General features: G+C 59.7%; 18 protein-coding genes and 3 pseudogenes. 9 read left to right on the top strand and 12 right to left on the bottom strand.

What is annotated here, in order from left to right:
* Positions 1-69 precede the first annotated feature (69 nt).
* The 6 genes from ACZZZP_RS22550 (at position 70) to ACZZZP_RS22525 (ending at position 4,868) form a co-directional block, all read left to right on the top strand.
* Complete coding sequence (locus tag ACZZZP_RS22550) at positions 70-972, top strand: hypothetical protein (RefSeq protein WP_463536857.1); 903 nt, start codon at positions 70-72, stop codon at positions 970-972.
* 74 nt (positions 973-1,046) lie between these two features.
* On the top strand, positions 1,047-1,421 hold the full coding sequence (locus ACZZZP_RS22545; RefSeq protein ID WP_241000487.1) for a DUF423 domain-containing protein: 375 nt from the start codon (positions 1,047-1,049) through the stop codon (positions 1,419-1,421).
* 154 nt (positions 1,422-1,575) lie between these two features.
* Positions 1,576-1,746: a sulfur carrier protein ThiS gene (thiS, locus tag ACZZZP_RS22540; protein ID WP_463536977.1), complete on the top strand. Its 171-nt coding sequence runs from the start codon at positions 1,576-1,578 to the stop codon at positions 1,744-1,746.
* Positions 1,747-1,802: 56 nt separating this feature from the next.
* Entirely contained in the window at positions 1,803-2,597 is a 795-nt protein-coding gene (locus ACZZZP_RS22535) for a thiazole synthase (RefSeq protein WP_122452972.1), read from the top strand.
* A gap of 95 nt (positions 2,598-2,692) precedes the next feature.
* Positions 2,693-3,340 (top strand): tRNA (guanosine(46)-N7)-methyltransferase TrmB, encoded by a 648-nt coding sequence (trmB, locus tag ACZZZP_RS22530; protein ID WP_241000495.1) that lies wholly within the window; start codon positions 2,693-2,695, stop codon positions 3,338-3,340.
* Positions 3,341-3,545: 205 nt separating this feature from the next.
* Entirely contained in the window at positions 3,546-4,868 is a 1,323-nt protein-coding gene (locus tag ACZZZP_RS22525) for a DUF1329 domain-containing protein (protein WP_463536976.1), read from the top strand.
* A 125-nt stretch (positions 4,869-4,993) separates the two neighbouring features.
* Here the strand turns inward: ACZZZP_RS22525 and ACZZZP_RS22520 are convergent.
* The 11 genes and pseudogenes from ACZZZP_RS22520 to ACZZZP_RS22470 all read right to left on the bottom strand — a co-directional run bounded on the left by ACZZZP_RS22520 (position 4,994) and on the right by ACZZZP_RS22470 (position 14,248).
* Positions 4,994-5,247, bottom strand: a pseudogene (locus tag ACZZZP_RS22520) (hypothetical protein).
* A 51-nt stretch (positions 5,248-5,298) separates the two neighbouring features.
* A complete protein-coding gene (locus ACZZZP_RS22515) occupies positions 5,299-5,622 on the bottom strand; it encodes a DUF3392 domain-containing protein (RefSeq protein ID WP_122492118.1) in 324 nt (107 codons plus the stop codon).
* Between the two features lie 31 nt (positions 5,623-5,653).
* A complete protein-coding gene (gene hemW / locus ACZZZP_RS22510; RefSeq protein WP_463536856.1) occupies positions 5,654-6,862 on the bottom strand; it encodes a radical SAM family heme chaperone HemW in 1,209 nt (402 codons plus the stop codon).
* Positions 6,859-7,467, bottom strand: coding sequence for an RdgB/HAM1 family non-canonical purine NTP pyrophosphatase (rdgB, locus tag ACZZZP_RS22505; protein ID WP_463384186.1), 609 nt, complete (start codon positions 7,465-7,467; stop codon positions 6,859-6,861). The genes hemW and rdgB overlap by 4 nt, the downstream gene beginning before the upstream one ends.
* Before the next feature lie 72 nt (positions 7,468-7,539).
* A pseudogene (locus tag ACZZZP_RS22500) lies at positions 7,540-7,884 on the bottom strand (DUF4426 domain-containing protein); the annotation flags it as partial.
* A 26-nt stretch (positions 7,885-7,910) separates the two neighbouring features.
* Positions 7,911-8,531, bottom strand: a complete 621-nt coding sequence (gene metW, locus ACZZZP_RS22495; RefSeq protein WP_122492114.1) for a methionine biosynthesis protein MetW — start codon at positions 8,529-8,531, stop codon at positions 7,911-7,913.
* Between the two features lie 8 nt (positions 8,532-8,539).
* Positions 8,540-9,679: a homoserine O-succinyltransferase MetX gene (metX, locus tag ACZZZP_RS22490; protein WP_122492113.1), complete on the bottom strand. Its 1,140-nt coding sequence runs from the start codon at positions 9,677-9,679 to the stop codon at positions 8,540-8,542.
* Positions 9,680-9,801: 122 nt separating this feature from the next.
* A pseudogene (locus tag ACZZZP_RS22485) lies at positions 9,802-11,785 on the bottom strand (dynamin family protein).
* 268 nt (positions 11,786-12,053) lie between these two features.
* The gene (locus tag ACZZZP_RS22480; protein WP_463384183.1) at positions 12,054-12,644 is read right to left on the bottom strand and encodes a YggT family protein; all 591 of its coding nucleotides are present in this window, start codon (positions 12,642-12,644) and stop codon (positions 12,054-12,056) included.
* Positions 12,645-12,654: 10 nt separating this feature from the next.
* Complete coding sequence (gene proC / locus ACZZZP_RS22475; RefSeq protein ID WP_463384182.1) at positions 12,655-13,488, bottom strand: pyrroline-5-carboxylate reductase; 834 nt, start codon at positions 13,486-13,488, stop codon at positions 12,655-12,657.
* 52 nt (positions 13,489-13,540) lie between these two features.
* Positions 13,541-14,248 (bottom strand): YggS family pyridoxal phosphate-dependent enzyme, encoded by a 708-nt coding sequence (locus tag ACZZZP_RS22470; protein ID WP_463384181.1) that lies wholly within the window; start codon positions 14,246-14,248, stop codon positions 13,541-13,543.
* A gap of 92 nt (positions 14,249-14,340) precedes the next feature.
* Here ACZZZP_RS22470 and ACZZZP_RS22465 point away from each other — a divergent pair, with 92 nt between their 5' ends.
* Both ACZZZP_RS22465 and ACZZZP_RS22460 read left to right on the top strand, forming a co-directional pair.
* Positions 14,341-15,375: a type IV pilus twitching motility protein PilT gene (locus ACZZZP_RS22465; protein ID WP_110615318.1), complete on the top strand. Its 1,035-nt coding sequence runs from the start codon at positions 14,341-14,343 to the stop codon at positions 15,373-15,375.
* 164 nt (positions 15,376-15,539) lie between these two features.
* Positions 15,540-16,685, top strand: coding sequence for a PilT/PilU family type 4a pilus ATPase (locus ACZZZP_RS22460; protein ID WP_122492107.1), 1,146 nt, complete (start codon positions 15,540-15,542; stop codon positions 16,683-16,685).
* Positions 16,686-16,724: 39 nt separating this feature from the next.
* Here the strand turns inward: ACZZZP_RS22460 and ACZZZP_RS22455 are convergent, their stop codons facing one another.
* Entirely contained in the window at positions 16,725-17,324 is a 600-nt protein-coding gene (locus ACZZZP_RS22455; RefSeq protein WP_463384180.1) for a C40 family peptidase, read from the bottom strand.
* A gap of 331 nt (positions 17,325-17,655) precedes the next feature.
* Here ACZZZP_RS22455 and ACZZZP_RS22450 point away from each other — a divergent pair, with 331 nt between their 5' ends.
* Positions 17,656-18,060: an NINE protein gene (locus ACZZZP_RS22450; RefSeq protein ID WP_463536855.1), complete on the top strand. Its 405-nt coding sequence runs from the start codon at positions 17,656-17,658 to the stop codon at positions 18,058-18,060.
* The last annotated feature ends 31 nt before the right edge of the window (positions 18,061-18,091 follow it).

The following is an 18,091-nucleotide window of genomic DNA, read 5'->3' as shown; positions in this document are numbered from 1 at the left end:
TATCCTCCTTCGAATTCCAGTCCCCGGGGCTTGGGGTTTATGGTGCCAAGCAGTGCCGATGGCGTTTCGATGTTTGTCGAATTTCCATCCGGAAGCGTCCGAGCCGGTGCCGTCGTGCTGGCGACCAGCAGTGAAACGGTTCGTCCGGGTGGACAGCTGTTGCTGAATCGAACAGGCATCCCTCCAGTTCCTATGCGGCTGAGCTTGGTGAAGACGGGAGCGTTTTCCGGCGATACAGCTAATGCCGTGATCCATTTTCCTGAGGGCGTCGGTTTCATTAAATATTTCGCCGCCGGCCAGGTGGATACGTCAGCGGCTGATAACCAACTCGTCGTTTCGGGGTTGCTGAATCCCGCTGTTGCAAACGACGCTAGCCGTCTCGCCAACGCTAGAAGTCCTGCATGCCAAGCTCACGATTCAAGCGGAACAGGCATGAACGCTCTGTCCACTATTCGGTTGGCGTCGCTCCCAACAACTTCCTTCGTTGGTCCCGGCGCAACTGAGTTGGCGCTGCACCGTCAGCCGCTCTTATTCAGTTGCGAAGCCGCTTTGAATAGCGTGGTTTCTGTATCGTTTAACGCCGCCTTTCCACTGAACAATGGGGTCGACGGTGTAGGCATGCCGTCCGCAGCGAGTGATGTCGGCGTGCAGATCCTGCTCAACGATTCGCCAGTGGTGTTCGAACAAGATTCGCCTGCATTGCCTTGGTCTCCTGTCAGCTATGACGCACAGGGCCGAGGCTACGTCGACCCGGCTTCGGGCACCGTCTCTTCTTCACATGGTCATTATTGCCGAGCGGATTGCGGGGACCATATGGCCGGTTCGAACTGGTTCGACGGTGGACCTGCTTCGGGAAGTAATCGTGGGGTCGGCGGCGCGTTATTAACGTTCAGGTACTACCAAACCACCGCCGACACCCCGGCTGCGCAACAGTTTTCCGTACCGTTTACTATCAGCCTCGACGTGCATTAATGAGCCCAGCCGTTCCTGTTCGGCGCAACGCACGTTTTGAAGTCTTCTGCGCTCACCCACTCCGGAGGTTTACGTTGCGTCGATTTTTATTGCTGGGGGCATTTTTTGGTTTCACGGGCGTCGCGTTAGGAGCCTTTGCAGCGCACGGTCTCAAGGCCACGCTGTCGCCCGAGTACTTGGCGATCTTCCAGACGGGCACCCATTATCAAATGCTGCATGCCCTCGGGTTATTGGCAGTGGCCCTTTTGGCGCCGCATCTGCCGAGTCGCTCGCTGAGTGCGGCAGGCTGGTTATTTGCAATCGGCAACGTATTGTTTTCCGGGAGCCTCTACTTATTGACCCTGACCGGGATGACGAAGCTGGGCATTGTTACGCCGTTTGGCGGCGTGGCTTTTCTCGGTGGCTGGTTTTGCCTCGGGCTCGCGGCCTGGCGCAAACCGGGCCGATGAGCGAAACGAGACAACCTGACCGCGGCGTCAATTGTGAGACGAATGGCGTGCCTTTTGCCTTGGTCGGCGCTTGCGTTGGGGCTAGAATGCCGGCCCCCCTCACTTTTGTGATTGCCTGTTATGCCGCATTCAGTTGAATGGTGAACCTTTCGAAATGGCTGACGGCCAGACCGTTGCGGACCTGCTGGTACGCTTGGATCTCACCGGTCGGCGCGTTGCGGTCGAGCTCAACCTCGACATCGTGCCCCGTAGTCAACACCTTGGCGAAACTGTTTTGCACGAAGGCGACGCGCTGGAAGTTGTGCACGCCATAGGCGGCGGTTAACACGTTCGCTTCCGACTGTCGCCCACCCGATTAGCGTTACTGCATGAGGATTTTCGATGAGCCAATCTCGCACCGATAAGCCGTTTACCCTGGCCGGACGCACTTATCAGTCTCGCCTGCTGGTGGGCACTGGCAAGTATCAAGACCTCGACGAAACCCGTCGCGCCATCGAAGCTTCAGGCGCCGAGATCGTGACGGTGGCTGTGCGCCGCACCAACATCGGCCAGAATCCGGATGAGCCGAATCTGCTCGATGTCATTCCGCCAGATCGTTACACCATTCTGCCCAACACCGCCGGCTGCTACGACGCCGCCGAAGCCGTGCGCACCTGCCGTCTGGCGCGTGAGCTGTTGGACGGTCACAAACTGGTGAAGCTGGAAGTATTGGCTGATCAGAAAACCCTGTTTCCCAACGTCATCGAAACCCTCAAGGCCGCCGAAGTGCTGGTTAAAGATGGCTTCGACGTGATGGTTTACACCAGCGACGACCCGATCATTGCGCGCCAGCTGGCCGAGATGGGCTGCATTGCTGTCATGCCGCTGGCGGGGCTGATTGGTACGGGGCTAGGCATCTGCAACCCCTACAACCTGCGCATCATTCTTGAAGAGGCGAAGGTACCGGTGCTTGTAGATGCCGGCGTCGGTACGGCCTCCGACGCTACCATCGCCATGGAACTCGGTTGTGAAGCCGTGCTCATGAACAGCGCCATCGCCCACGCGCAAAACCCGGTGCTGATGGCCGAAGCCATGAAGCACGCCATTGTGGCTGGGCGTATGGCGTATCTCGCCGGGCGCATGCCGAAAAAACTCTATGCCAGCGCATCTTCGCCGCTGGATGGTCTGATCAAGTAAGAGCCAACATGACTGAACCGTTAGATACCCAGGCTGACGTCCAGAACGAAGCCCCAGCCGATACGCGCAAGCACCGCGCAATCAAGAGCTTCGTGATGCGCGCTGGTCGCATGACCGAAGGACAGCAGCGTGGCCTGGACATCGGCAAGCCGCTGTTCGTGCTGCCGCTGGCGGACGACTTTGTGGATTTCGATCAGGTGTTCGGCCGCTCGGCGCCGCGCACGCTGGAAATCGGTTTCGGTATGGGGCATTCGCTGCTGGAAATGGCCGCCGCTGCGCCCGAGCAAGACTTCATCGGCGTCGAAGTGCACCGTCCCGGTGTCGGCGCGTTGCTCAATGGCGTGTTGACCCAGGACCTGAAAAATTTGCGCGTGTATGACTGCGATGCTATCGAGGTGCTCAAGCGCTGTGTCGCCGATGCCAGCCTGGACCGCCTTCTGTTGTTCTTCCCCGACCCCTGGCACAAGGCGCGTCACCATAAGCGTCGCATCGTGCAGCCTGAATTCGCTGAGTTGGTGCGGCAGAAGCTGAAGGTCGGCGGTGTGCTGCATATGGCCACCGACTGGCAGCCTTACGCCGAAGTGATGCTGGAAGTGATGCAAGCCGCCCCCGGTTACCGCAACCAGGCGGCAGACGGCACGTACGTGCCGCGTCCCGAAGAGAGACCAATCACCAAGTTCGAGCGCCGCGGCGAGCGTTTGGGCCACGGCGTGTGGGATCTTAAATTTGAGCGTCTAGACTGATCGATTATGCCCGGGGCCTTTGGCGGTTAACCTCGTCCGACAGCCTGGAACATAGTGAAAGCGTGCTGCACCGTTAGCTACATCAGACCGGCCCAAGCCGGCTACCTCACCACAGCAATACGCATGACTAGCTGGATAAATAATAAAGGTGGCGCGTTACCGACTCGTCCCAAGGAGAAAGTCTGTGTTGAGAAGTATTGGAGTAATGCTGCTCGCGATGTGTGCAGTAAATGCATACGCCAAAGTCGACGCGGTTCAGGCCAACCGGCTGAACGGCGACCTCACCCCGCTGGGCGGCGAACGCAAAGGTAATGCCGCTGGCACGATCCCCGAGTGGGACGGTGGTCTGGCGCAGCCGATTCCTGGCTATAAGCCCGGCATGCATCACCCCGACCCGTATGCCAATGAGTCCGTGCAATACACGGTTAACAGCAAAAACGTCGCGCAATACCAGGCGCAACTGCCAATCGGCCTGAAGACGTTGCTGGAAACCAATCCGGATTATTACCTGCGCGTTTTCCCGACCCACCGCAGTGCTGCGGCGCCGCAACGCATCTACGACGCCACTCGCTATAACGCTACAAACGCCGACCTGATCTCTGGCGGTAACGGCGTTCAAGGCGCGGCCTCTGGCATCCCTTTCCCGTTGCCACAAACCGGCCAGGAAGCGATCTGGAACCACGTGATGCGTTACCGGGGCGAGCAAATCCACTTCGTCACCAACCAGGCAGCGGTGCTGTCCAACGGTGCGTACAACCTGCTCAAGCTCGACCGTGACATCTACTTCCGCTACGGTCGTGAAGGCGTGACCCCGTCGGACCTGGACAACACGTTGTTCTTCTACAAATACAGCGTGGTCGCCCTGGCCAAGCTCGCCGGTTCGGCGCTGGTAGTGCAGGAAACCCTTGATCAGGTGTTGTCCATCCGTAAAGCGTGGCGTTTCAACCGGGGCGAGCGCCGCGTGCGTCGTCTGCCGATGCTGGCCTTCGACACGTTGCAGCCAGACACCAACGGCATGGCCACCGCCGACATGGTCGACTCCTACAACGGCGCGCCGGACCGCTACGACTGGACGCTGGTGGGCAAGAAAGAAATGCTCGTGCCGTACAACAGCTATGCCGTGCACCAAAAGGGCATTCCGTACGACACCATTCTGCAAGCCAAGAGCGTGAACCCTGAGCTGTTGCGCTACGAGCTACACCGCGTGTGGATCGTCGAAGCGTCGCTGCGCAAAGGCTTCAGCCACCCGTACGCCAAACGTCGCTTCTACCTCGATGAAGATAGCTGGCAGATCCTGGCGGTAGACCTGTACGACAAGGACGACAAGTTGGTCGGCCTGCAGGAAAGCCACCCCATCAGCTATTACGATGTGCCAATGTTCGGCAGCACGTTGGAAACCATCTACGACTTCGCCGGCAAGCGCTACTTCGCCGATGGTCTGGATAACAACGAAATCATGTACGACTTCAACGCCAAGCTGGGCTCAGGTGACTTCACGCCGCAGGCGCTGCGCCGCGAAGGGAATTGATTGATGGGCTGCTCGCAGCCCGCTCTGAAATAGCGTGACGTTGAAAAGAATCGCGGCTGAAACCGCTCCCACCGAGGCTGGATTGTGTGGGGGCGGGGTCAGCCGCGATTTTTTATGGGCGACCGTTAATCCACCAGCACCGCGCCCACGAGGGTTGGCTCCGGCAGCGACGACGGCGCCGGGCTGATTTGCAGGTACTTGATGCCTCACGCGGAATCATCAGAAGGTCGCCGTTAACGGCGATGCTCAGAAACGGTGATTCAAGCTGTTTACGCAACGCGCGCGCAATCACCACCGGGTCCTCGCTTTGTTCGGGGAAGCGCATGATCAAGCGCTGCCCGTCCTGGAAGTACAGATAAAGATGTTTGAGCGCTTTCATAGCCCTGCTCCTCTGCTGGCTGCCGCATGGCCGCCAGGCGGAAGCCGCGGCTTAGTTGCGGTCGGCGATCACGCCGATGAGGAAGAAGACTAGTAGCAGAACCGGCGCCAGGGTGTAGTTATTGAAGTAGCCAAGACCCTTGGCCACCCACGGTGTGAGGAAGATCATCGCCAGGCCGTAACCGACCGCGCAGATGAGCACGAACAGCAACGTACGGAAAATAAAATTCAGGCCGCCGATACGTTGTTGAATCCAGGTGTTGATCCCTGGACCAAACAGCACCAAGACGGTGGCCATAATCGCCAGCGAAATGTCGTAAAGATGGCCACGAGTCCAGCGCGAGACGGTGGCGATCAGGTCGAGAATCAGGTCCATCTGGTGTCCTTAGCCCAGCGGGGCGTCGAAGTCAGGGCAAAAAATACTGCAGCAGGTCGTTGAGAAACAACTGACCTTCAGGCGTCGCCACCAGCCGGTTTTCGTCGGCGACGAGCAGGCCTCGCTGTTGTGCTTGGTCACGGGCTTTAGCTAACGCTGCCAGGGGCAAACCTGTGCGCTGGCTGAACAGCTCTGCCGCTACGCCATCAGTCAGGCGCAGTGCGTTCATCAAGAACTCGAACGGCAGTTCCTCGGCGGTTAGCGCCTTGGCACCGGCCTGGAAATTTTTTGTCGGGTCGAGGTAATCCTTGGGCAACCGCGTTTTCCAGGTGCGCAGTATCTGCCCGTCCGGGCTGCTCAGTTTGGCGTGGGCGCCCGCACCGATGCCCAGGAAATCACCAAAGCTCCAGTAGTTCAGATTGTGCCGCGCGCGCTTGCCGTCTCGGGCATACGCCGACACTTCGTACTGCGCGAAGCCATGCTCGGCCAGCAGCGCCAGGCCGGCCTCCTGGATATCCCATAGCGTGTCGTCTTCGGGCAGCGTCGGCGGCTGATTCCAAAACACCGTGTTCGGCTCCAGCGTCAGCTGGTACCAAGACAAATGCGTCGGCGACAGCGCAATGGCCTGGCGCAGGTCGCCCAAGGCATCGTCCAGCGACTGATCGGGCAAGCCGTGCATCAAGTCGAGGTTGAAGTTATCGAAGCCGGCGTTACGCGCCATATCGGCCGCGCGCATGGCTTCATCGCCGTTGTGGATACGGCCGAGTGCTTGCAGCTTGGTCTGCTGGAAGCTTTGCACGCCGATGGAGAGCCGATTGATGCCGAGCTGTCGGTAGGCGCGAAACTTGGTCTGTTCGAACGTGCCGGGGTTGGCTTCCAGGGTGATTTCGATGTCGCTGGCAAAGCGGATGCGTCGCTCGACGCCTTCCAACAATCGCCCCAACGCCTCGGCGCTAAACAAGCTGGGCGTTCCGCCGCCGAAGAAAATCGAGGTCAGCTCACGGCCATGGGCCAGCGGTAAATCACGCTCCAGATCCGCCAGCAGAGCGTCGACGTAGGCGACTTCCGGCAACTCCGGGCTCGCCGTGTGAGAGTTGAAGTCGCAGTACGGGCATTTGCGCACGCACCAGGGAATGTGGATGTACAACGCCAAGGGCGGCAATTGCAGGAGGTTGCCGTCATCTAACGAACCTTGATCAGCCGCGCGCGGAAAGATCAGCCCGCCTGTGGTGTCGTTCATGCCAGGCCCAAACGCTCACGCAGCAACGTCATGGCACGGGCGCGGTGGCTCAACTGGTTTTTCTCGGCAGGGCTCAGCACGGCGCTGGAGCAGTTGCGCTCCGGCACCCAGAACAGCGGGTCATAGCCGAAGCCATGTTCGCCCTCGGCTTGCTCAAGAATGCGCCCGTGCCAGAGTCCTTCGCAGATGATTGGCAACGGGTCGTCGGCATGGCGCACCAGCGCCAGGCAGCACACGAACTGCGCGGTGCGTTTTTCGGCCGGCAGGCCTTGAAGGGCGAGCAGCAATTTGGCGTTGTTCGCCGCATCGCCCTGGCCATCGGCATAGCGTGCCGAATAAATGCCCGGCGCACCGCCCAGGGCATCCACCGCCAGGCCCGAGTCGTCGGCCAGTGCTGGCAGGCCGGAAACCCGCGCTGCATTACGCGCTTTGAGAATGGCGTTCTCGATAAACGACAAGCCGGTTTCTTCCGGCTCGATTTCACTGAATTCGCCCACCGAACGCACCTGCACGGCGTCGCCGAGCATGGCTTGCAGTTCCTTCAGCTTGCCGGCGTTGTGGCTGGCCAGAACCAGTTGGCTGAGGTCAAACGTGGCGTTGCTCATTTGTCGTCCGGGAAAATTTTGGTTGAAATCGAGGCTGTTCGCCGCGCCTTCGCCGACTTGTACGGTCAGTTTGAAACGCAGCACTTCACGTTGTTCAAAAGGGAATTGCGCCAGGTAATAAATCGCGCCGCTCTCGGTGACTTGCTTGAATTCCAGCGGCCGAGCTTTGCCCAGCAGGTCGGTGACCGTGCCGGTGACGTTGGCGGCGCTGGCTTTGCCGGCCTTCAATACGGCGACGTTGAGCACGCCCAGGGTTTTGCTGCGGGTCAGGCCAGCGGCGGCGGCGATGTCGGGCTGCAAAAAGCCGGAGTTGAAGGCGTTGTAGTGCACATCCAGCTCACCAAAGCTGACTTTACGCTCGGCCAGCACCGGCAAGGCCAGGCAAATACTGAGAAGGAAAAGGGCGAGGCGACGCATGGGAATTCTCCTGAAACGAGGGCGGATCAAACAGCGATGCGGTGTTCCTGAACGCCAGGCCCGCTGACGCGATAGATGCCGATTTCACCCAATAGATTAGGCCACATACGGCTGGCCCAACTGTGTCGATGCAAGTGGTCGACAGCGAGGCGGTCGAGCACCTTGACGCTGCGCTCAAGGCACAACGCTTCAAAGTCTTTAAACGTGCAGAAGTGAATGTTCGGCGTGTTGTACCAGGTGTACGGCATGAAGTCCGACACCGGCATGCGACCGTTGCGCGCCAGGTAATAGCGGCAGCGCCAGTGGCCGAAGTTCGGGAAGGTAATGATGCACTGGCGCCCGACGCGCAGCATTTCTTCCAGAATTTTGTCCGGGTACTGCACCGCTTGCAGCGCCTGGGTCATGACCACCACATCGAAGCTGTTGCTGGCGAAGTTACCCAGCCCCAGGTCGAGGTTTTGCTCAATGACGTTCACGCCCTTGGTTACGCATTGCGCGATGTTGTCCGGGTCAATTTCCAGACCGTAGCCGGTTACCTGTTTATGGTCGCGCAGCCAGGCCAGCAATTCACCGTTACCGCAGCCCAGGTCGAGCACGCGGCTACCGGCGGGTATCCAGTCCTGGATGATTTCAAGATCGGCTCTCACGACAATCCTCAGAGGCTGATGCGGTTCATGTAACCGCTGAATGCTTGCAGGTAACGCGGGATGGGCATCAGGAAGGCGTCATGACCTTGCGGCGCGTCCACTTCCAGGTAGCAAACGTTTTTGCGTGCCGCCATCAGCGCATCGACGATTTCTCGCGAGCGCGCTGGTGAGAAACGCCAGTCGGTGGTGAAGGAAATCACGCAGAAGTCTGCTTTGACGCCGGCCAGGGTTTTCGCCAGATCACCATCGTGTACGGCGGCAGGGTCGAAATAGTCCAGCGCCTTGGTCATCAACAAATACGTGTTGGCGTCGAAGCGGCCAGAGAACTCTTCGCCCTGATAGCGCAGGTAGCTTTCCACTTGAAACTCGACGCTGTGGAAATCGTAATTGAGCTTTTCGCTTTTGAGCCCGCGACCGAATTTTTCGCCCATGGCGTCATCGGACAGGTAGGTGATGTGCCCGACCATGCGTGCCAGCATCAGCCCGCGTTTGGGGATGACGCTGTGCTCCTGGAAATGGCCGCCGTGGAATTCCGGGTCGGACAAAATGGCCTGACGCGCCACTTCGTTGAAGGCGATGTTTTGTGCCGAGAGCTTGGGCGCCGAGGCAATGGCCAAGCAGTGACGAATGCGATCCGGGTAACTGATCGCCCATTGCATCGCCTGCATGCCGCCGAGGCTACCCCCGACCACCGCCGCCCACTGCCCGATGTCGAGCCGATCTGCCAACAGCGCCTGGCTGTTGACCCAGTCTTCCACGGTTAGCACCGGGAAGTCCGCGCCGTAGGGTTTGCCGGTCGCCGGGTTGATGCTTGAGGGCCCGGTAGAGCCGTTACAGCCGCCAAGGTTGTTGAGGCTGACGACAAAAAAACGGTTGGTGTCGATGGCCTTGCCCGGGCCGATGCAGCTGTCCCACCAACCGGGCTTGCGCTCATCGGCGCTGTGGAAGCCGGCGGCGTGGTGATGCCCCGACAAGGCATGACAAATGAGGACGGCATTGCTGCGGGCTGCGTTCAGTTCGCCGTAGGTCTCGTACACCAATTGGTACTGACCCAGGCTGCGGCCGCACGCCAAGGCCAAGGGCTCGGCAAAGTGCTCGACTTGCGGCGTAACCAAACCAACGGAGTCTTCGGGAAAGGCGGTGGGCATCGACCCTGCTCTCGCAAAAAGGAGGCGCCAGTCTAAAGAGCACCGTCCCGTGCGGCAAGCAGCGTGGCGGCCGGCTAAGCCCCTGAATTGTCATGGCAAAACCGGCGGCTGAGCGCCGGTGATTACTCGCTCGTCTGCGCCTGACGAGCCGAGGAGGGCAGCGTCACCACTTTGCCTTGGCGCGAAATCGGCGCGGGGCGGCGCAGGGTGCGCAGCATTTCGTTGGCCTGGCTCAGTTGCAGCTCAAGCCCTTTCATATAGCCCAGCATTTGCTGGCTGCGGGCGCGGGCCTGTTGCGTGTTCTGGGCCAACGATTTAAGCCGCAGCATGTGGGTTTCCAGCAGCTGTTTGTGTTCCAGCGTGTGCTGCATCAGCGGCATCAGTGCATCGGCGGCCCACTGTTCCACTTCGCGGCGCAGGCGTTGGTGCAGGCCGATCACTTCCTGTACCAAGGTAGCGAAGAAGCGGCGGGTCAGGGTGCGTTGTTCGGTGAGCAGGGTGCGCAGGTGAAGGCGGAACTGGTCGGCTTTGCCTTGTAGTCCTTTGAGCTCGCGTTGGTAACGCTTCACGTTGAACTGCGGGGCGTCCACGCCGTTCAGCGGGTTCTCTTCGTTATGGCGACGGTAAATGGCCGAGACCATTTTGTTGGCCATCTCAACTTCCTGGCCGAGGTTAGCGAGGTCGTGGTCCACGGAGCGGAAGAAATGCAGAATCGCCTGGTTGATGCCCAGCGTGGTCCAGCTTCCGGTGAGGTTGGTGCGCACCTTATTCAGGTGCTCTTCCAGGCGCTCGGAGCGGGCGGCGTTGCGCAGCAGATCACCCTGGCGCTTAAGCAAGCGTTGGTTGGTTTTTAAACCCAGCAGGCGACGGTGATGTTGGCTGTGGTCGTCTTTGGTTTTGGCAGTCAGTTCGAACAGCAATTGGCCGTTGTCGTGCTGATGGTTGGCCAGCAGCGCTTGCTGCTCGCGCACTTTCTCCAAACGCAGGTTGAGCACGTGTTGGCTGTTTTGCAGCAGGGCCAGCACCTGGTTGACCACGCGGTCTTCAAGCAGCCGCTCTTTCTGCGCCACGATGCGTTCGCACAGCAGGTTTTCCAAGTGGCCCAACTGGCTGCGTTCCAGCAGCGGCTGGTCTTTGCGCACTTTGGCCAGCAGCGCCTGCTTGGCGGACAGCGGCAGCACGTCTTCTATGCCGATGCCGAGTTGCTTGGCCGTGGCGCTCTGAATCTGGCTGATGGCGTTTTGCACAAACGCCTCACCGGCGAGGTCATCCCACAGCACATCAATTTTGTTCAGCACGGCGAACAGGCTGCTTTGGGTTTCTTCGTCGAGCTGGCGGATGTGGGTTTGCCACACGGCCATGTCGCTGGCGGTGACGCCGGTATCTGCCGAGAGCAGGAAAATGATCGCCTGCGCGCTCGGCAGCATCGACAGGGTCAGTTCGGGCTCGCTGCCCAGGGCGTTGAGGCCGGGCGTATCGAGAATGCGCAAGCCCTGGCGCAGCAGCGGATGGTCGAAGTTGACGATGGCATGGCGCCAGGCCGGCACCAGAACCTGGCCGGGTTTGCCGGCGCTTTCGAGCATGTCCGGGTGGAAGCCCAACTGAATGGCCTGCTCGACCGCCATGGGTTTGGTCTTCGCCACTTGGGTGAAGGCTTGCACCATGTTGTCGGGGTCGGTGATGTCTAGCGGAATATTTACCCAATGCCGTGGGATGCGCTTGAACTGCGCGACGCTGGCATCCGTCATGCGCGTTTCAATCGGCAGCAGGCGGATGTAAGAACGCTCCGAGCGTGGGTCAAAGAACAACTCGGTCGGGCACATGGTGGTGCGCCCGGCGTGAGACGGCAGCATGCGCTGGCCGTATTCGGAGAAAAAACAGGCTGTTGATCAGCTCGGTTTTGCCGCGCGAAAACTCGCCGACAAAGGCCAGGGTGATGTGATCGGTGCGCAGTGTGCGCAGGGCGCGGTCGAGCTTGGCTTCAACGGCGTCGGTGATGAGGCGGTTAGTGGCGAGCCAACTGCGGTAGCGGGTGATTTCCCGAACCAGTTCGCGCTTCCAGCCTACGTATGCACTGACTTGTTGGCTGAGACGTTCCATGCTCATTCCTGCACTCCTGTGGGCAACGCATCCTGCGACTGGTTTTTAGCGATGATCGGCGTGGTCAGCAGTGGCGGCAAGCGCCCAGGCGGCACGCTGTGACGGGCGCACGCTAGAGTGGCAGGTTGCCACTGCGGGGCATTATGCGGGAAGCATCCTACGCGTCAATCGGCCTTGGATGGCAGCCCGCCTTAAGGTCGACGAGCGTGACCGAGCGGTCGTGCCGGCCGGGGTGGATGGGCGCTGGGTTTGCCACCCAGCGCCCACGTACGCATTACAGCAACATGCGCAGCACGTCCGGCATGCCGCTCATGATCATCAGGTTTTGAATGACCAGCATGTCGAGCAGCTTCAACGCCAGGAACGCAAAGATGGGCGAAATATCCAGACCGCCCAGGTTCGGCATGATGCGGCGGATCGGCGACAGCACCGGCTCGCAAATCTGGTTCACCAGCTCCACGCCTGGGTTGTGGCTGCCTTGGGCGACCCACGACAGAATCACGCTGATAATCAGGGCGAAGAAGAACACTTTGAGGAACAGCGCGGTGATGCCAATCAACGACCAGATCAGCATTTGCAGCGGGTTGGCGATGATGCCGTAGGTCAGCAGCAAGGTCAGCGCGATCAGGATGAACTGCAGCACGATTGCCAGCACCAGCGAGGCGACATCGAGCCCGCCGAAGCCTGGAATGATCTTACGCAGCGGTTTAAGCAGCGGCTGGGTGGCGCGAACAATGAACTGGCACAGCGGGTTATAAAAGTTGGCGCGCACCAGTTGCAGAATGAAGCGCAACAGCACGATCAACAGGTACAGGCTGCCCAGCGTTTGCAGGATGTAAACGGCAGCGGTGTTCAATCCAATCATCGTCAGCTCCTTATTGGCCCAATTGCTCGGCCAGTTCCGCCGAGCGATGCGCCGCGGCGTTGAGTGCTTGCTCGACCAGCGCTTCAAAGCCGCCGGCCTGGAAACTTTTGATCGCCGCTTCGGTGGTGCCGGCGGGCGAGGTCACGCGGCGGCGCAGTTCGGCGGCGTCCACGTCGCTGGCCACTGCCATGCGCGCGGCGCCCAACGCAGTTTGTAGCGTCAGTTGAGCGGCAGTCGCGGCGGGCAGGCCGAGTTTTTCACCGGCGGCGGTCATCGCTTCGATCAGCAGGAAGAAATAGGCGGGGCCGCTGCCCGACACGGCGGTCACGGCGTCGATCAGGTGCTCTTCATCCAGCCACAACGCTACGCCGACTGCCGACAGCAGTTGCTCGGCCTGGGCGCGTTGGTCGCCGGAAACGTCGGGGTTGGCGAACAGGCCGCTCACGCCTTGGCGCAGCAATGCGGGGGTGTTGGGCATGCAGCGCACGATGGGTCGCGTCGGGATTGTCGGCGTGCTCAACCAGGTTTGCATGCTCGCGCAGGTGATGCCGGCGGCAATCGAAACGACTAGCTGGTTACTTTTCAGGTGAGGCGCCAAGGCCAGGCACACGCTTTTCATCGCTTGCGGCTTGATCGACAACACCACCACATCGGCGCCATTCACCGCGTCGGCGTTGTCGGCGAACACATCAATGCCGTGCTCGCCGGCAATTTTGCTGCGCTGCTCGGCGCCCGGATCGCTGGCACAGAGCTGCTTGCTGTCCATGCCCTGGGCGCGCAGGCCGCCAATCAAACTGGCGGCCATGTTGCCGGCACCAATAAAGGCAATACGGGGGTTGCTCATAAAACGCTTCCTTTATAGAGGCATGGGTTGTGACCGTTTATGCAGGTCAGATTCATTGAGTGGGGGCGCCGGCGGCCTGGCCGTAGTCGCGCGCGCCAAACAGCGCGGTGCCGATACGCACCCAGGTGGCGCCTTCGGCCACGGCGGCTTCCAGGTCGTGGCTCATGCCCATCGACAAGGTGTCCAGCGCGGGCATGTTCAAGGCGGCTTGCAAGGTGCGCACCGTGGCGAAGGCTTCGTGCTGGGCGCAGTAGTCGTCGGTCGGCTCGGGGATGGCCATCAGCCCGCGCAGTTTCAATCGCGGCAATTGCGCGACGGCGGCGGCGAGGGCGGGGAGGTCTTGCGGCGTGCAGCCCGACTTGCTCGCTTCGCCGCTGACATTTACCTGTAGGCAGATATTCAGCGGCGGCAGGTGCGCAGGGCGTTGTTCAGAGAGGCGTTGAGCGATTTTCAGGCGGTCCACCGAATGTACCCAGTCGAAATGCTCGGCTATGGCTTTGGTCTTGTTCGACTGGATGGGGCCGATGAAGTGCCAAATCAAGGGCAAATCGGTCAACTCGGCCTGTTTGCTCAGGGCTTCTTGCAGGTAGTTTTCGCCGAAATCGCGAAGGCCGGCGGCGTGTGCTTCGCGAATGGCGTCTGCGGGTTTGGTTTTGCTCACGGCCAGCAGGCCGACCTGTGAAAAATCTCGCTGCGAGGCTTGCGCCGCCTCACGGATACGCTCACCGAGCTTTGCAATATTCTCTGCTATCGTGGACATTACCTACACCAGCCGCCAGTGGTTCAGCGGCATTCTACCTGCTTGCTTGTCATTTGATGCTCGTCATTAGACGCACTTAATTAGGGAATTCCATGGATATCACTGAGCTGCTCGCCTTCAGCGCGAAACAGGGCGCTTCGGACCTGCACCTCTCGGCGGGTTTGCCGCCGATGATCCGGGTTGACGGCGATGTCCGCCGCATCAATTTGCCGGCGCTGGACCACAAGCAAGTGCATGCGCTGATTTACGACATCATGAACGACAAGCAGCGCAAAGATTTCGAAGAATTCCTGGAGACCGACTTCTCGTTCGAAGTGCCGGGCGTCGCGCGTTTCCGGGTAAACGCCTTTAACCAGAACCGGGGTGCCGGTGCGGTATTTCGGACCATTCCTTCCAAGGTTCTGTCGATGGAAGACCTGGGCATGGGCGAAATCTTCAAGAAGATTTCCGACGTGCCGCGCGGCCTCGTGCTGGTGACCGGACCGACCGGCTCGGGCAAATCCACCACCTTGGCGGCCATGCTCGACTACATCAACAGCAACAAATATCACCACATCCTGACCGTTGAAGACCCGATCGAATTCGTTCACGAGTCGAAGAAATGCCTGATCAACCAGCGTGAAGTGCACCGCGATACCCTCGGCTTCAGCGAAGCATTGCGCTCGGCTTTGCGGGAAGACCCGGACATCATTCTGGTCGGCGAGATGCGCGACCTTGAAACCATCCGCCTGGCGCTGACCGCTGCGGAAACTGGTCACTTGGTATTCGGTACGCTGCACACCACCTCCGCGGCAAAAACCATCGACCGCGTGGTCGACGTGTTCCCGGCGGAAGAGAAGTCGATGGTGCGTTCGATGCTGTCCGAATCGCTGCAATCGGTTATCTCGCAAACTCTGCTGAAGAAAATCGGCGGCGGTCGGGTAGCCGCACACGAAATCATGATCGGCACCCCGGCGATCCGAAACCTGATCCGTGAAGACAAAGTGGCGCAGATGTATTCGGCCATTCAGACCGGCGGCGCGCTGGGCATGCAGACCCTCGACTCGTGCCTCAAAGGCCTGGTCGCCAAAGGCCTGGTTTCCCGCGATGCAGCAAAAGAAAAAGCGAAAACCCCGGAAAATTTCTGACGCATATCCCATCCTGCGTCACTGCTGTCTTGGAACTGTGGGCCAGACAGCAGACTATGCGTGGATCTTTATTTGTCTCGGTGGCGGTACACGCGCGCTGCCGATTCGTCCTATTGGCTGACGGCACTCGCCGTCGCCCAGCTGCGTGATAGGCGAGAACCTCGATGGAATTTGAAAAGCTGCTGCGTTTGATGGTCGAAAAGGGCGGTTCGGACCTCTTTATTACCGCCGGCGTGCCGCCGTCGATGAAGGTCAACGGCAAGATCATGCCGATCACCAAGACGCCCATGTCGCCTGAGCAGGCGCGCGAAACCGTGCACGCGGTGATGAACGAGCAGCAGCGCCGCGATTTCGCCGAAAACCACGAATGCAACTTCGCCATCAGCGCCCGGGGCATCGGCCGTTTCCGCGTCAGCGCCTTCTACCAGCGCAACCTGGCGGGCATGGTGCTGCGTCGCATCGAGACCAATATTCCGACGCTTGAAGACCTCAAGCTTCCTGAAGTGCTGAAGAAGTTGGCGCTGACCAAGCGTGGGCTGGTGCTGTTCGTGGGCGCCACTGGTACCGGTAAGTCGACGTCGCTGGCGGCCATGATTGGCTACCGCAACAAGAACAGCAGCGGCCACATCATTTCCATCGAAGACCCCATCGAATACATCCACCAGCACCAGAGCTGCATCGTCACGCAGCGCGAAGTGGGCATCGATACCGAGTCGTTCGAGGTGGCCCTGAAAAACACCCTGCGCCAGGCGCCGGACGTGATCCTGATTGGTGAGGTGCGAACCCGCGAAACCATGGACCACGCCGTGGCCTTCGCTGAGACTGGCCACTTGTGCCTGGCCACACTGCACGCCAACAACGCCAACCAGGCGCTGGACCGCATCATCAACTTCTTCCCCGCCGACCGTCAGCAACAGGTGTGGATGGACTTGTCCTTGAACCTCAAGGCCATTGTCGCGCAGCAACTGATCCCAACGCCGGACGGCAAAGGTCGTCGCGCGGTGATCGAGGTGTTGATCAACACCCCGCTCGCCGCAGACTTGATTCGAAAAGGGGAAGTGCACGAGCTCAAAGCGCTGATGAAGCGCTCGACCGAGCAGGGCATGCAGACGTTCGACCAGGCGCTGTATCAGCTCTACAGCCAGGGCGAAATTACCTACGAAGACGCGTTGGCCTATGCCGACTCGGCGAACGACCTGCGCTTGATGATCAAGCTGGGCTCGGAAACCGATGGCGATCACCTGACCACCATGTCGCAAGGCCTGTCGCTGGAAACCAGCGATGAAGACAGCGGGCGCCGCTTCCGCTGATTGCCGCATGTAGCGAAGCCCCATCCGGGGCTTCGCTTTTTACCTCGACGTAACCCGCAGCTGCGGCTCGCTGCTCGGCAGCACGCGCTTAGCCAGGGCGTAGCGATTCTTCCAATACGGTTTGTTCAAGGTGTCGATGGTGACGGCCTTGCCGCGTCGTGGCGCATGGATAAAGCGGTCGTTGCCCAAGTAGATGGCGACGTGATTGACCCGAGCGCCGCGCAGATTGAAAAACAGCAGGTCGCCAGGTTTCAGGTCATTGCGCGCCACTTTCTTGCCTTCGGAGCGGGCCATGGCGTTGGAGGTTCGGGGCAGGTCTACCGAGTCGATATCGTTAAAGGCATAGCGCACCAGGCCGCTGCAATCGAAACCTTTCTCCGGAGAACTGCCGCCCCAGCGATAACGAACGCCCAGCGTGTTTACTGCGCGCCCCAATACCGAGCTGCTGTTTTTAGCGGCCTCAGTGGCGGCAGGAGAGGTGCTGGTGGTCTGGGTGGACGGTGAAGAAGTCGTCGCGGTGTGCCCGGTGGAATGGGCGGGTAACGGTTGATACCGGTTGCTGGCCTCGGCAGGGTTCAGGGCAGCAGCAAGCGGGAAACACAGGCAGACAGATAGCCAGGTTTGATGGAAAAAACGCATACGGCAAAGCTCTTGGTTTCACGGAAGCGCAACTTTATAACAGCTTTTTTGCTCATTTTTTAACCATTGGTCGATTGGAACTCTGGTCCTTCGCGCGAAAGGTAGTGATTAAACCCTGCTTTTTTTTAGTTTCTAGGGACAAATCCTGGACCTCTCACCAGGTCCATATCCCTATGCACGCACCGTCATCCTTGCGAAAGCGGGGATCCAGAAACTGCTGGAAACATCCCGGGCACCTCGTTCTTCGTATACACGCGAGCGCAGCAGTTGAATCCGCAACCCTTTGCCGTAGCCTAGGTCCAACGTCGCGACTCACTTGAGGAACCCATACATGAACATGCAGCGAGACACCCACAGCAAAGTTATTGGCTATCTGCTGTGGATTTTTGGCTTTCTCGGCGCCCACCGCTTTTATTACGGCAAGCCGGTCACCGGCACGATCTGGTTTTTCACCTTCGGTTTGTTTTTCATTGGCTGGATCATCGATTTTTTTCTGATTCCCTCGATGGACCGGGAAGCGGACCTGCGTTTCAACGCGGGCGGGCTGGACTACAACGTCGCCTGGATTCTGCTGACGTTTCTCGGTGTGTTCGGCGTGCACCGCATGTACCAAGGCAAATGGATTACCGGGCTGATCTACCTGTGCACCGGCGGTTTGTTTTTTGTGGGCGTGCTGTACGACTTCTGGACGCTTAACGACCAGGTGTCGGTGCGTAATGTGGCGCAGCGCCTCTAGCCGGACCGCGCACAAAAAAGCCCGCCAAATT

The organism is Pseudomonas sp. AC211 (assembly GCF_979258055.1).
This window is presented reverse-complemented; position numbering and strand designations above follow the sequence as displayed.